The following is a 13,941-nucleotide window of genomic DNA, read 5'->3' on the forward strand; positions in this document are numbered from 1 at the left end:
ATATATATGAAAAAACACTATAATTCATTGGAAAATCGTATTGTTGACACTTTAGTATTAATAATATGTGTTTGTATTTTTGTTATCTGTATATTGCCTCTAATAAATGTATTGGCACTTTCCTTTAGTGGAAAGGAAGCAGCGATTGCTGGGAAAGTATCTCTATGGCCAGTTGATTTTACTTTGGATTCATATAAATATTTACTTCAGGAAAACAGATTTTTTTTATCTTTCTGGATGTCTGTGAAAAGAGTATTTTTAGGGGTGATTATAAATATGGTTCTGACTGTATTAATGGCTTATCCGCTTTCGTTGGAGGTAAGACAATTTCCATCCAGAGACAGGTATATGTGGCTATTAATTTTTACCATGCTATTTAATGGTGGTGTGGTTCCATGGTATTTTGTGATAAGAAGTCTTGGAATGCTGGATAGTATTTGGGCACTTGTTCTGCCGGGAGCTGTACCCGTATTTAATGTAATTCTGGTTATCAACTTTTTTAGAAATATTCCAAAAGCAATTAAAGAATCTGCTCAGTTAGATGGTATAGGACCTTTGGGAATGCTTGTCCAGATATATATTCCGTTGGCAAAGCCAGCTATAGCAACAGTGTCGCTATTTAGTATTGTAAATCATTGGAACAGCTTCTTTGATGGGATGTTGTTAATGAATACTCCGGAGAAGATGCCTTTACAGACTTATATACAGTCATTGGTTATTAGAATATCAGATATTACTCAATCGGGACTTTCTGCAGAACAGCTTGCCGACAGAATGTCCCAAAGAACATTCAATGCATCTAAAATTGTTGTTTCTACAATACCAATTTTATTAATTTATCCATTTCTTCAAAAATATTTTGTAACAGGAATTACTTTAGGATCAGTTAAAGAATAGGAGGGGAATGAATGAAAAGAAAATGGACAGAAGAAGAAATATGGAAATGGTATAAAAATCATGAGTGGATATCAGGATTTAACTTTGTACCGAGTACCTCTACGGGAGGAATCTTATGGCTGCTTCAGGAATATGATCATAGGAATGCTTTTAACGAAGCTGCAAAGGAGATTGCACTTGCTGCTTCATTAAAATTGAATAGTGTCAGAGTTTTTTTGCCTTTTTATCTTTGGAAAGAACAACATGATTCATTTATGAAAAATCTTGAAGAATTTATATCGCTTTTGGATTCTTATGGAATGACATTAATGCCGGTTTTATTTAATGATTGTACTGTGGCAAAAGCTTTTTATAAAAAGCCGGTTCTTGGGATCCAGCCAGAACCAGAGGAAGGTTTTTTCGGTGGCTCTTCTTTGAATTCTTTTGATGTGGATACGCAGAGTGGAGATTCCATTGGTTATAATATTACTGATGAAACAGATATGGAGCCTGTTGTTGAAGAATATATTCGGGAATTGGCAAGGGTTTATGGTCAGGATGACAGGATTATTATCTGGAATATATGGAATGAGTTGGGAAATTCCGGACGAGATGCAATGTCGATGCCAATGGCGCGTAAAGTTATTGGCTGGTTTAGGGAGGAGGATGTAAAGCAGCCATTGACAATAGAAATGTGGGGGGCGCAGACGGATGGAAAAAATTATTATGAATGGCTTCATCATCCAAAGATTTATGGAGAAGTTGATCGGGAAAATATAGAATTATCTGATATAATTACTTTTCATTTTTATGGTGATTATACACATGCCAGACAGCTTATTACTTTTTTAAGGCAGTTTAACAGACCACTTATCAATACGGAATGGATGCACAGACCTTTTAGAAGTTTAATACAAACCCATCTTCCTTTATGGAAAAAAGAGAAAATAGGAAGTTATTTCTTTGGGCTGGTAAATGGGAAAACTCAATTCAATATTGTTTGGGATTTTATAAAAGATTATCCAGGAATTGATACTTCGCTTTGGATGCATGATTTATATCATGCAGATTTTACTCCTTATGATGCTGAAGAGTTAGATGTAATCAGAGAATGCAATGAGGATAAGATTATATGGAAAAAGGAATAAAGCAAAAAATAATTGTTAATCCGGCTTTTACTGTAGGTAAAGTGGATGAGAGACTATATGGCACCTTCCTGGAGCATATACACACGATCGTATATGGATGTCTTTATAACCCTTCTCATCCTCAGGCAGATGCAAATGGTTTTCGAAAAGATGTGTTGGATTTATTGAGAGACTTGGGGACTACGTTTATAAGATATCCGGGTGGAAACTTCGTCTCAGGTTATCACTGGAAGGATGGTATTGGACCAAGAGATAAAAGGATAAGAAAATATGACCTCGCGTGGGAACAGGAAGAAAGCAATCAGGTTGGTATTGATGAATTTTGTACGTTATGCAGACAGCTAAATATTGAACCTATGCTGGTACTAAATTTGGGTACTGGAACCAGTGAGGAAGCTTTGGAGGAATTGGAGTATTGTAATTATGACGGTAATACCAAATGGGCAGTAGAAAGAAGGAAAAATGGATATCAAAATCCACATAATGTTAAGTTATGGGGGCTTGGTAATGAAATGGATGGCATTCATCAAATCGAGCATAAAACACCTGTTGAATATGCGAGAAAAGCAGTCGAAACCGCCCGGATGATGAAAAAAATGGATAAATCTATTAAACTTGTTCTTTGTGGAAGCTGCAGTCCGGAGATTGATCTGAAAACTTATCCTGAGTGGGACAGAATAGTACTTGAAGAAGCATATGAGGATATAGACTATATTTCTTTACATCGATATTATACATATAACCCCGATACGGGAATGTACGCAATGAATACAGATACTTTGGAGAATATCGCTCATTTACCAATAGATATCAGTAATTATATTGATACTATAATGGCGGCATCACGTTTTGTACAGGGTAAAAAAAGATGTAGTAAATCTGTTTATATCAGTTTTGACGAATGGGGAATACTAAGCAGCAAGAATTTTGAAAAAGAAAGATATCCACAATGGACAGAAATTTGTGATGATAAAAGATCGTCAACTGCATTGGATGCAGTTCTTCATGGTGCTTTTATGATAACCATGATTAATAAATGCGATGTAGTAAAAGTAGCATGTGAATCGATTGTAATTGGTTCCATGATTATGGTGGATCCTAATGGGGGATGTTTTCGGCAGACAACTTTTTATCCATTCCGAGATGTTGCACTGTTGGGGAAGGGAATTGTATTGAAACAATCGGCAGAAGGACCAAGAGAGGATGCCGGAAAATATGGGGAACTTCCCGTAATACAAAGCGCAGTAATATATAATGATGAGAAAAAGGAAATTGTTGTATTTGCTGTGAACTTCAGTAAGCAAAAGGATATACCTTTTGAATTATCCATACAGGAGTTTAAAGAAGCAGAGTGTATTGAATTTCGACAATTATATGAAAAAGAGGCATTCGCAGGCAATACCTTTAAAAACCCCTTCCGAGTAGTGCCTCATTTACTGGAAGTTGATAAAAAACAGAGGAACTTTGTTCTTCCTCCGATATCTTGGAATGTAATACGTTATAGAATTAAATAATAATTATTCATGTGGATGGATATCGGGAAGAAGAATGCATTAAAAGGGGATAGTCGGGAAATCAATATTAACCGACATCCCTTTTTATGGATTTCAGTTTGTATACAAGACATATTGTACTGTTGAAAACTGGGGGATGCACATAATTTATAATGTAGTACTGTAGAATTAAAATATGGTTTCTTGCCAATCATCACAGATATGATAACTTCCGCGCGCAGGATCCGAAGGTTTTTCTCGGGGAGTACGCCAGCTGGGGAAACACATGGTATAATGCTCTTGCGGAAGCCAGCTTTATGCTGGGGCTGGAACGGAATGCAAAGGCTGTGGGATTAGCCTGTTATGCACCTATGCTTGCTAATGTCGATTATGTGAACTGGAAGCCGGATATGCTGTGGTTTGATAACCACCGGATATACGGAAGTCCTGATTATTATGTCCAGAAGCTTTTTATGAATCATCAGGGAAGCAGAAGGCTGGAGATATATACGGAAGGACTGGAAGCACCCGGAATTGAGGAAGAACCTATATGTGGGGGAATCAGGCTGCAGGGGTATCATTCAGAGGTCATTTTCCGGGACGTTGTGCTGGAGAACAGTAAAACAGGAGAAAAGGTAAGCTTCGGAGACTATCATCTGAAAAAGGAGGAGGCGTCTGTCTGGCTTGCAGATACAGAATGGAAGGACTATACCATCAGCTGCAGGGCAGAAGAACTGGATGGCTTTCAGGGCTTTCAGATTTTTTTTGGATGGCAGGATGAAGATAATAATTACAGCTGGACGGTGGGAGGCTGGCAGAATTATGATCTTTTGCTCAGCAGAAGGATAAGAGGGCTCTGTTCCGATTTGACCCAGAACCTTATCCGGGTCAGCAAAGGACAGGAATATTCACTGAAACTGCAGGTGTCCGGACGTATGGTGCGCGCATGGGTAGACGGCAGGCTTTGCGCTGAAACAGAGGACAAACCGGTGGTGACAGAGCCTCTATATTATGGAGCGAGCCGTGATGAAGCGGATCAAACCGTTATCCTTAAGGTGGTAAATCTGCAGGAGCAAGGTGTAAGCGCACATATTATCATGAAGGGTATGTGCAGCAGCAGGCTTCAGGGAACCGTTTATACCATGCATGCGGATTTGGCGGCGGAAAATGACTTTGCAGAGCCGGAGAGAGTGGCACCGCAGGAAGCGGTGTTTTACAAGGAAAACGATAGCTTTATGTATGAATTCCCCAAATTTTCTCTGACGGTTTTCAGACTGAAGGAGATATAAATAATACCCTAAAATTAAAAAATTTAACATACCAATTCTCCCCAGAAAAACTTATAATGAAAAGAAAACCCCACATATCAAAGGAGGAAAAAATGCAGGCATATTTATTCGTACATTTTAAAGAAAAGACCACCCCTGACGGAGAACAGGTATATTTCGGACTGAGCAGGGACGGCTTCCACTGGGAGGAGGTCAATGGAGGAGATCCGGTCCTTTGGACCTATTACGGAGACAAGGGAGTCAGGGATTTCACAATTACCAGGTGTGAGGAGAACGGCAGATTCTATATATTTGCAACGGATCTCAGCCTTTCCTACGGTATGAGAAACCAGTACCACGGCTCCTGGGAGGAAATCGGCCGAAACGGAAGCAAATGTTTTTCCGTATGGGAATCGGACAGCCTGACAGACTGGACCGAACAGCGGCTTGTGAAGATTGGTGATGAGAACTTTGGCTGCCTCTGGGCGCCGGATATCATTTACGACAGGGAAAATAAAGATTACCTCCTTCACTGGTCTTCCTCACACAGCTGCAATGATTATGGCAGAAAAGGAATTTACTTCTGCAGGACAAAAGATTTTCACGAATTCAGCAAGCCTGAACTTTTGTACAGGAAAGAGGACAGCGGTATTATTGATTCTGCCATTTACGAAGAAAACGGCCTGTATTATATGTTTGTAAAGAGCGAGGGAAATCCTGAAAAAATCATCCTCCTGAAATCAGAACATGCAGCAGGGCCTTACGAACGGGTGGAAGCCTTTGACCGGAGCATGGAGGCTGTGGAAAGCGGGCTGTATGAAGCTCCCACTGCCGTAAAGCTGGAGGATGGCAGATGGTGCCTTTTTTTGGATTACTATGGGGTACCCGGAGCAGGACAGGGCTACGTGCCTTTTGTTGCCGACAGTCTTGCAGATGGCCGGTTTGTCAGATCGGACGCCTCTTTTGATTTCCCCTATGGCTTTAAGCACGGCACGATCCTGACAATTTCCATGGAAGAATATCAGCGGATAAAGGAACATGACTGGTCAGATAAGGGATATGTATAGGGAAGTTATTGTGATATAATAAAAAAGCTAAAATTTCATGACAGAAAATAAAGTGCAGGAGGAAGAAGATGAAGGAAGCAGCTGAAAAAAAGCAGGTATATAATCCCTATTTACCGACCTATGAGTATGTTCCGGACGGGGAACCGCATGTATTCGGGGACAGAGTCTATATATACGGAAGCCATGACCGGTTTGACGGAGAAATGTTCTGCCTGAATGATTACATTTGTTATTCTGCGGACGTAAAGGATTTGACAGAATGGAAATATGAAGGGGTGATTTTTCGGAAAGACCAGGATCCCAGGAATCAGAATCCTTCGGAGGATAACAGCATACCCAGAATTTATGATGTAAAATCCAGATTCGGAAATGGCCTGAATCCTCCGGGTATCCATGCCCTGTGGGCGCCGGATGTGGTAAAAGGGCCGGATGGAAGATATTACCTTTATTATTGTCTGGATTTTCTGCCTGAGATCGGAGTTGCTGTATGCGATACTCCTGCCGGAAGCTATGAATATTTAGGCCTGGTACGCCATAAAGACGGAACAGTCCTGGGCAAGGGAGAGGATGACCTGAGCCAGTTTGATCCGGGGATTTTCATTGATGATGACGGAGAAATCTACCTGTATTCCGGCAACGCCCCTATGCATAAAGAGCATATTGGCGGGAAACAGGGTTCCCAGGTAATGACGCTGGAACCGGATATGCTTACCCTGAAAACGGAACCCAGGCTTTTGCTGCCATCCATTGCAGACAGTGAAGGGACTGGTTTTGAGGGACATGAATTTTTTGAGGCAAGCTCTATCCGCAAAATAGGAAACACCTATTATTTTGTATATTCCTCCGTTCTCAGCCACGAGTTGTGTTATGCTGTCAGCGATAAGCCTGACAGGGATTACAAGTACGGCGGAACCCTGATCGATATCGGGGATGTGGGCCTGAACGGAAGAACCGCCGCAGAAGCGCTGAACTGCCTGGGAAATACCCACGGCGGCATGGAATGTATAAACGGACAGTGGTATGTTTTTTATCATAGACAGAGCAACCGCACCCAGTTCAGCAGACAGGGCTGTGCGGAAAAAATAGAGATAGCCGATGACGGAAGTATCCGGCAGGTACCCGTAACCTCCTGCGGCCTGAACGACGGCCCTCTGGAAGGAAAAGGCACATATCCCGCCTGTATCTGCTGCAGGCTGACAGGCAAAGACGGTGCCGTATTCTCCGGACAGAAGGAAATGCAGCTTCATTTCCCCTACCTGACCCAGGATGTCCCCGACAAGGAACCGGCTGCAGAAAAAGAAATGAGCGGAGATACCCTGCCGGTTCAGTACGTTGCCAACATAAAAGACGGAACAATGACAGGCTACAAAAGCTTCGCTTTTTATAACCTGCAGAAAATAACTCTGAAGCTCAGAGGAAAAGCGAAAGGAACCATCGCCGTCTTTACGGAGGATCTCACCAAACCGGCCGGAACCCTGAACGTGGACATTGCAGCGGACACATGGCAGGATATCACAGGTATGGTTTCCGTATCAAATGGTCCTCATGATCTATATTTCCGTTACGAAGGAGAAGGTGCCCTGGATTTCATCACTTTTACTCTTCATGCGGATAATCAATAAAAATATATTCCATTCAGGCTGTGGAACAGCTATTGAATCCGCAGCCTGGATGAAAATACAGTTGCGTAAATTCCCGCAATATGTTATTCTTATTTCGTCACATGGCGGTATCTGAGCTGCCATATTGTTCAGGCCCAAGGGCCGTCTTTCACTTTCTTGTGCTTCCTTTTCGAAGCAATTACCAGGTGATGACAGAAAAACTAAATAAAGGAGGGCATTGCTTATGGCAAACAGGCTCAAAGACTATTTCCCGCTCATAAGGGAAAGAAAGGAGGTGCTGAAAGAGATTGGCAGTTCTATGGCTTTAAGTACGCTTTTTGACAGCTGGGAGCAGGAACGGCAGGAAGAATTCCTTGATTTCTGTACAGGAGTTAAGGGGGTAAAAGTACTATACGATTCCTTTTTCAAAGAAATCATGAATCCTGAATATTCACCTGGCAGGCTGAACCGGTTCCTGTCACTTCTTTTGGGAAAAAGAGTGACTATTAAGCAGGTAATTCCCAATGACAGTACGAGGATTGCGGCAGAAGGTTCTCTGCTTGTTACAGATATTGTAGTGGAATTTGAAGACGGTGGACTTGCGGATATTGAGATCCAGAAAATAGGCTATGCTTTTCCCGGAGAACGCAGCGCATGCTATTCGGCGGATCTGCTGCTGAGACAATACAAAAGGGCGAGGGAGAAGATACAGGGCCGGAATCGGAAATTCAGTTATAAGAACATAAAAAATGTATATACCATCGTCTTGTTTGAAAAAAGCCCGGCAGAAATAAAAAGGCTGGAAAATGCATATATCCATAAATCCTTCTGGGGATTTGACACAGGGCTGGAACTCAATCTGCTGCAGAATTTTATCTTCATAGCGCTTGACATATTCCGAAAAAACATGGACAATAAAAGTGTGGAAAACGAGCTGGAGGCCTGGCTGATGTTTTTTGGTTCGGAGGAACCGGAGCGCATCATTGAACTGATTGAAAGCTATCCGGACTTCCGTGTAATCTACGAGGATATCTATGAAATCTGTCTCAATATGGAGAAGGTGATGGGAATGTATTCAAAGGAACTGCAGGAGCTTGATCGGAATACGGTGCAGTATATGATTGATGAGATGCAGGAAATAATTAATGAACAGAAGGAAACGATTCATACGCAGACAGAAGTACTGAATGACCAGAAACAGACTATCAGCAGCCAGGAGCTGTTGATCAAAGATCAAAAACAACAATATGAAGAGCTTCTCCGCCGAGTTAGGGATTTGGAGAACAAAAAGGGGTAAGAAAACCGGCACAGGAATAAGGCTATGGAAACCGCAGGAAAAGGTTCCATAGCCTTTTTGTGAACGGTACGGGATTGAAAATGAAAAGAGGAAAGTGATTTCGGGATTTTTACAACTTCATAACAAGTCCATAATAAAATGAACAGGAAAAGGAAAAATGAGGGGGAGCTATGGCAGAGATTCTGATTGTAGAAGATGAGACAGCAATAAATGAGCTGCTCCGGAGAAATCTGGAGCTGGTCGGACACCGGTGCAGATCGGTGTATGACGGGGAAGCGGCGGTGGAGGTGCTGGAGGAACAGGCCTTCGATCTGATGCTTCTGGATATTATGCTTCCCGGCCTGGATGGCTTTGAGGTGTACCGGGAGGCCGGGGAGATCCCGACTATTTTTCTGACGGCAAAAGGGGGGCTTACCGATCGGGTGAAGGGGCTTCGCATGGGGGCGGATGATTACATGGTCAAGCCCTTTGAGATGCTGGAGCTGCTGGCCAGGGTGGAAGCGGTTCTGAGAAGGACACATAAGGGAGGGAAGGATTTTACCTTTTACGGCGTCCGGATTGATTTTGAAAGCAGGGTAATAGAAAAGGACGGACAGGCTGTAGACTGTACTCCCAGAGAATATGAGCTGTTGGAAACACTGGTAAAAAACAGGAATATCGCCCTTTCCAGGGAACGGCTCCTGAAGCTGGTATGGGGATATGATTATGAAGGGGATACCCGCACTGTAGATGTACATATCCAGAAGCTGCGCAAAAAGCTTGGTCTGGAGGAATGTATCAAAACTGTCTATAAGCTGGGATACCGGCTGGAGATCATGAAATGAAGAAAAAAACCTTTTTTACCACGCAGTTCATGTTCCTTCTTTTTTTCAACGGGGCGGTTCTTTTGCTTTCCGTCATGCTCTGGAAAGAAAAACTGGAGGTACAGAAGGAGATGGCTTTGTCAGAACATTATATGATCCTTTCCTCGGTAATGCGTGATATGCAGGCGGAGGGCGGGGACGGGTATGATGCGGCGAAGCTTATGGAGCCATATACCCGTTACCGGAAGGATAAGCGGAGGGCGCTGTATTTGTACCGCGGGGAGCAGCTGTTATATTCCGATGTGGATGATCGGGAGATTTTTGACATGGAAAAAACAGCGGCAGCCGAAGAGGGAATGCGCAGGATCCGGACAGACGGGCTGTTTCTTTATGTGGAGGGGAAATTCCTACAGCCGTGGGATGACTATATTCTGGTGTACCGGTATGATCTGAGGCAGATGTATGAGAATTGGAGGAAACTGAAAAACACGCTTTTTCTCGGGGGAAGCGGCTGTTCCCTTCTTTTGTCCCTGTGCCTTCTCACCCTGCTGAACCGGCTGTTTGCGCCTTTACAGCAGATTGCCGCAACATCCCGCAGTATAGCTTCCGGAGACCTGCAGGGGAGGCTGCCGGAAAAGGGAAAGGATGAGGTGGCGGCAATGGCCGGAAGCTTTAATGAAATGGCATCCACCATTCAAAGGCAGATAGCGGCACTTCAGGAGGCCGCTGAGGAGAAGCAGCGGCTTGTGGATAATTTCGCCCATGAACTGCGTACGCCCCTCACGGCTATTTACGGCTATGGGGAATATCTCCAGAAGGCGGCTGTGACGGAGGAGGATAAGGTGGCCTGCGCCGGCTATATCATGTCGGAATGCCGGCGGCTGTCCAATTTATCCCGGCAGCTGCTGGAGCTGGCCGCTCTGCGGGGAGAAGATATAGCGTGGGAGCCGGTTCCTGTGGAGCGGCTTATGGAAACGGTTGAATATACGGTACGGGCCAAGGCGGAAAAAAGGGGAATAACCATGACCTTTCAGGCAGAACTGGATGTGCTGAAGGGAAATCCGGAATTGCTGGAAAGCCTCCTTATCAATTTGATTGACAATGGAATAAAGGCCTGTGAAAGCGGCGGGTGTGTACAGGTAAAAGCTTACCGGGACGGGGAAAAAGCGGTTCTCAGTGTTTCGGATAACGGAAGAGGGATCCCGCCAGAGGAGCTCGGGCGGGTGAGGGAAGCCTTTTACCGGGTGGATAAGGCCCGCAGCCGGAAAGAAGGAGGAGCAGGGCTGGGACTGTCTCTGTGCGAACAGATCGCGGACATTCATCAGGCGGTCATGGAGCTGGATTCCATACCGCAGAAAGGCACAACCGTACGGATTGCTTTTCCATATGAAGCGGGTTAGTGTGTTAAAAGTTATTTTCTTTTTACAACTCGGTAATAAGTCGGTGATAACTTCCTTATAATTCCGGCTTATAGTTGCCTTATCAAAAAGAAAGGCAGGTAAGGATTAATGAGAAAAAACAAAGGAAAAACTGGTCTTGCAATATGCGGAGCTTTTGCGCTGGTGATTGGCTGTACGGCTATGTTCAGCAGTCTGGCGGAAGCGGCTGCCGCGGTGGATATGAAGGGGGCGGAAATGATTCCGACTGCTTACACCCTCCCGGCAGCCCCGGAAACGAGTACGGTACCGGAAGGGTATCAGAAGGCGGCCTATACTGTTGTGGAGGATCCTCTGGACTATTACAAGGACAAAAAGCCTTCCGTAAAGGATTTGTCACAGGAAAAAGCGGCGGAAATGGGGGCGCAGCTGCTTTGGAAGATGTTTGGTGTGAAGCTGGACGGCGCTACCATTTATATGGGTTATGATCCCGGAACCGCTACCTTTCCCAGAGAATCCTGGAGCGGGGATGTGAGGTTCGGCAAGAGCAGGACGCCGGGGGATACGAGCTATACTTTTCTCATCGACGCAGTGACGGGGGAAGCCTTCATCGCCTCCTTCGGCAGGACTCTCAATGTAACCGTGGATTTGGGACTGGACAGCGGGCTGGAAAAGAACCCTTCCGAATATATGAAGCTGGCAAAAGCATTTGCGGAAAAGACAAATTTGGTGAACGGCGAGGTAAAGGAATGTATTTATAACAGTCAGGGCTACGGAAGCAATGATCCTGAAATCACTATAAATGTGATCGGGGTAAACGGACAAAAGGCAATGATAACCTTTTCCAGATACGATCAGGCTGTGAAAGGGATTGGATTTAACGCCAGCATGGAGATTCAGGAGATGATGGATAAAATAATGGAGCAGGAAGCAGAAAACTGGGTGCAGGGAGGCCAGCTGAACGGGGAGAGGGAAGAACTGGTGGTGAAGTGATTGACAGCCGTCCGTATATGGGGTAAACTGGCGCTACAAATGAAAAACAGGGGAAAGAGGTATTAAAAAGAATGAGTGAATACAGAATAGCGAGGCCGGAAGAAAAAGATGCCTGTATAGAACTGGCAAATTATGTTTTCAGCACGGCTCATTGTCCTCATGATTTTGAAACGCTGATACCCAAGGTATACGGGGAAGGTGTGGATTCCGCCTTTATTCATCGGGTAGCGGCAGAAGAAAACGGTAAGCTGCGGGCTCAGATCGCGGTTTTGCCGGAAAAACTCATGGTAGCGGGACATCCTCTACGGGCGGGTTTTGTGGGGACCGTTTCCGTGCATCCCAAAGCGCGGGGGGAAGGCCACATGAAGAGACTCATGCAGGACTGGCTGAAAGAAATGCAGGAGACCTGTGACATTGCAGTGCTGGACGGGCAGCGGCAGAGATATGAATATTTTGGTTTTACACGGGGCGGCATACAGATACGGTATACGGTAAGCAGTGATAACATCCGCCATGCGCTGAAGCAGACGGATACCCGGGGAATCTCTTTTGTCCCTCTTTCAGAGGCGGAAGGCGCGGCGGAATTTATGTGCCGGCAGAATGAAAAACGTCCCTCCTGGGTAACAAGGGAGCCGGAGAACGTTTTAGCCATTGCGGCGACGGCGAATGAAAAGGCTGTTGGAATGAAAAAGGACGGAGTCCTTGCGGGATACCTTCTGACCTGTAATGAGGGTAAGGAGATCCGTGAGATGGCGGTGGAACAGCCGGAAGATATGGAAAAGGCCGTGAAGGCTTACATGGAATATGCCGGAACGGAGGAAATCATGATATTCTCTTCCGCCTATGACTGCATTTTAAATAAGTGCATCGGAAGGTTTGCAGAGAGCTATTCCGAATGCCCGAGCGGCATGTACCAGATTTTTGATTTTGCAAACGTACTGGAAGCCTACCTGACTCTGAAGCAAAGGACTCTTGGCCTCATGCCGGGTGAGTTTTCCGCCTGCCTGGACGGACAGCCTGTGACGGCGCGTGTGACGGAAAACGGGGTCCGTGTGGAAAGAAAGGCCCTGCCGGGAGCCGTCACTCTGGATAAACAGCAGGCCCAGCAGCTTCTGCTTTCCGGGTATGGCCGCTACATGGATGTTCCGGTGCCTGCCGGGTGGTTCCCGCTTCCAGTGTTCTGGTTTACCGCAGATTCGTTTTAACGGGTGCCAGTGCTCCATCCGGCCGGAAACAGTACTGTCAGTTCTGTGTCCGGTCGGATGGAGTACCAGGCATTTGGGAACATAGAATTTGGGCAAGTGTATCTTCCGGTATCCGGCATCCGTTCATGCTCCAATAGGTCAGGACGCTCCAGAGGCCGCCGGAATGATAGGCCAGGCTGCATGCAAAGGAATCCCTGTCTTCGGTAAGGCTGTCCTCGGAAGGAAAAAGCCAGGGAAGGGAAGAGAGGCATTCCAGATATCTTCCGAACAGAAGATATGTGATATTGTTTTTGTTTAAAAGTTCAAGAAGAGAGGCGTAATTTTTCCAGAAAGCGAAGTAGGAAGCGAGTATGGAAGGGTACGTCTCTTTTTGCGTAAGCAGCATCTGTTCCCGGAACCGGGCGATAATATGAGAAAGCGCATAATCCATCACATCCTCCACCGTATGGAAATGCCGGTAAAAAGTGCGCCTTGCTATATCGGAACGGACGCACAGCTCTTTTACGGTAATATCACGAAAGGGCTTTTCCTCCAGCAGAGAAAGCAGTCCTTTGGAGAGTAAATTTTCCGATAAAGCGGAAGCGGGATGAGACTGGCCTTTATTCATGATGAAATCCTCCTGTCACACATTTTCTCGTTTTGTTGCACTATCCTTCCGCGTATTGCTTTTGTCGGAAGGATCCTGTATGTTTTGATTATGGCACATGTGTGACAAAATGTATAGTAAATAACCCAACCTCCGCACATGTCCCTGTCCCTTCCGGCTGCTGCTTCCAGGCGACCCATCGGTTTGGATTTCCTTCCCTCTGCGCCA

Annotated in this window: 13 protein-coding genes; 11 read left to right on the top strand and 2 right to left on the bottom strand. The window is 45.0% G+C overall.

Going from position 1 to position 13,941, the window contains the following annotated elements; genetic code table 11:
- Window positions 1-6: 6 nt before the first annotated feature.
- From BLA28_RS31980 to BLA28_RS32030, 11 genes are all read left to right on the top strand, one after another.
- Window positions 7-897, top strand: coding sequence for a carbohydrate ABC transporter permease (locus BLA28_RS31980; protein WP_009253806.1), 891 nt, complete (start codon window positions 7-9; stop codon window positions 895-897).
- Between the two features lie 11 nt (window positions 898-908).
- The gene (locus tag BLA28_RS31985; protein WP_044967628.1) at window positions 909-2,024 is read left to right on the top strand and encodes a cellulase family glycosylhydrolase; all 1,116 of its coding nucleotides are present in this window, start codon (window positions 909-911) and stop codon (window positions 2,022-2,024) included.
- Window positions 2,009-3,538 (top strand): alpha-N-arabinofuranosidase, encoded by a 1,530-nt coding sequence (locus BLA28_RS31990; RefSeq protein ID WP_069156744.1) that lies wholly within the window; start codon window positions 2,009-2,011, stop codon window positions 3,536-3,538. Before BLA28_RS31985 ends, BLA28_RS31990 begins: the two co-directional genes overlap by 16 nt.
- A gap of 173 nt (window positions 3,539-3,711) precedes the next feature.
- Window positions 3,712-4,806, top strand: a complete 1,095-nt coding sequence (locus BLA28_RS31995; protein ID WP_278336454.1) for an alpha-L-arabinofuranosidase C-terminal domain-containing protein — start codon at window positions 3,712-3,714, stop codon at window positions 4,804-4,806.
- Between the two features lie 92 nt (window positions 4,807-4,898).
- Window positions 4,899-5,852, top strand: coding sequence for a glycoside hydrolase family 43 protein (locus BLA28_RS32000; RefSeq protein WP_069156742.1), 954 nt, complete (start codon window positions 4,899-4,901; stop codon window positions 5,850-5,852).
- A 68-nt stretch (window positions 5,853-5,920) separates the two neighbouring features.
- Window positions 5,921-7,474 (top strand): family 43 glycosylhydrolase, encoded by a 1,554-nt coding sequence (locus tag BLA28_RS32005; protein ID WP_069156741.1) that lies wholly within the window; start codon window positions 5,921-5,923, stop codon window positions 7,472-7,474.
- 223 nt (window positions 7,475-7,697) lie between these two features.
- The gene (locus BLA28_RS32010) at window positions 7,698-8,750 is read left to right on the top strand and encodes a PD-(D/E)XK nuclease family transposase (protein ID WP_069156740.1); all 1,053 of its coding nucleotides are present in this window, start codon (window positions 7,698-7,700) and stop codon (window positions 8,748-8,750) included.
- A gap of 170 nt (window positions 8,751-8,920) precedes the next feature.
- Window positions 8,921-9,574 carry a response regulator transcription factor gene (locus BLA28_RS32015; protein ID WP_069156739.1) on the top strand — a complete coding sequence of 218 codons (654 nt, stop codon included), beginning with the start codon at window positions 8,921-8,923 and terminating at the stop codon, window positions 9,572-9,574.
- Window positions 9,571-10,953, top strand: a complete 1,383-nt coding sequence (locus BLA28_RS32020; protein WP_069156738.1) for a sensor histidine kinase — start codon at window positions 9,571-9,573, stop codon at window positions 10,951-10,953. Before BLA28_RS32015 ends, BLA28_RS32020 begins: the two co-directional genes overlap by 4 nt.
- Before the next feature lie 108 nt (window positions 10,954-11,061).
- Entirely contained in the window at window positions 11,062-11,922 is an 861-nt protein-coding gene (locus tag BLA28_RS32025) for a hypothetical protein (protein ID WP_069156737.1), read from the top strand.
- 71 nt (window positions 11,923-11,993) lie between these two features.
- Window positions 11,994-13,127, top strand: a complete 1,134-nt coding sequence (locus BLA28_RS32030; protein WP_069156736.1) for a GNAT family N-acetyltransferase — start codon at window positions 11,994-11,996, stop codon at window positions 13,125-13,127.
- A gap of 37 nt (window positions 13,128-13,164) precedes the next feature.
- Here BLA28_RS32030 and BLA28_RS32035 read toward each other — a convergent pair whose 3' ends face one another.
- Together BLA28_RS32035 and BLA28_RS34030 are read right to left on the bottom strand one after the other, a co-directional pair.
- Window positions 13,165-13,734: a TetR/AcrR family transcriptional regulator gene (locus BLA28_RS32035; protein WP_069156735.1), complete on the bottom strand. Its 570-nt coding sequence runs from the start codon at window positions 13,732-13,734 to the stop codon at window positions 13,165-13,167.
- Window positions 13,731-13,941 (bottom strand): hypothetical protein (locus BLA28_RS34030; RefSeq protein WP_207650807.1); only part of this gene is annotated, 211 nt, incomplete at its 5' end. The genes BLA28_RS32035 and BLA28_RS34030, both read right to left, overlap by 4 nt.

Source organism: Eisenbergiella tayi (assembly GCF_001881565.1).
In the GTDB taxonomy this organism is placed as follows: domain Bacteria; phylum Bacillota; class Clostridia; order Lachnospirales; family Lachnospiraceae; genus Eisenbergiella; species Eisenbergiella tayi.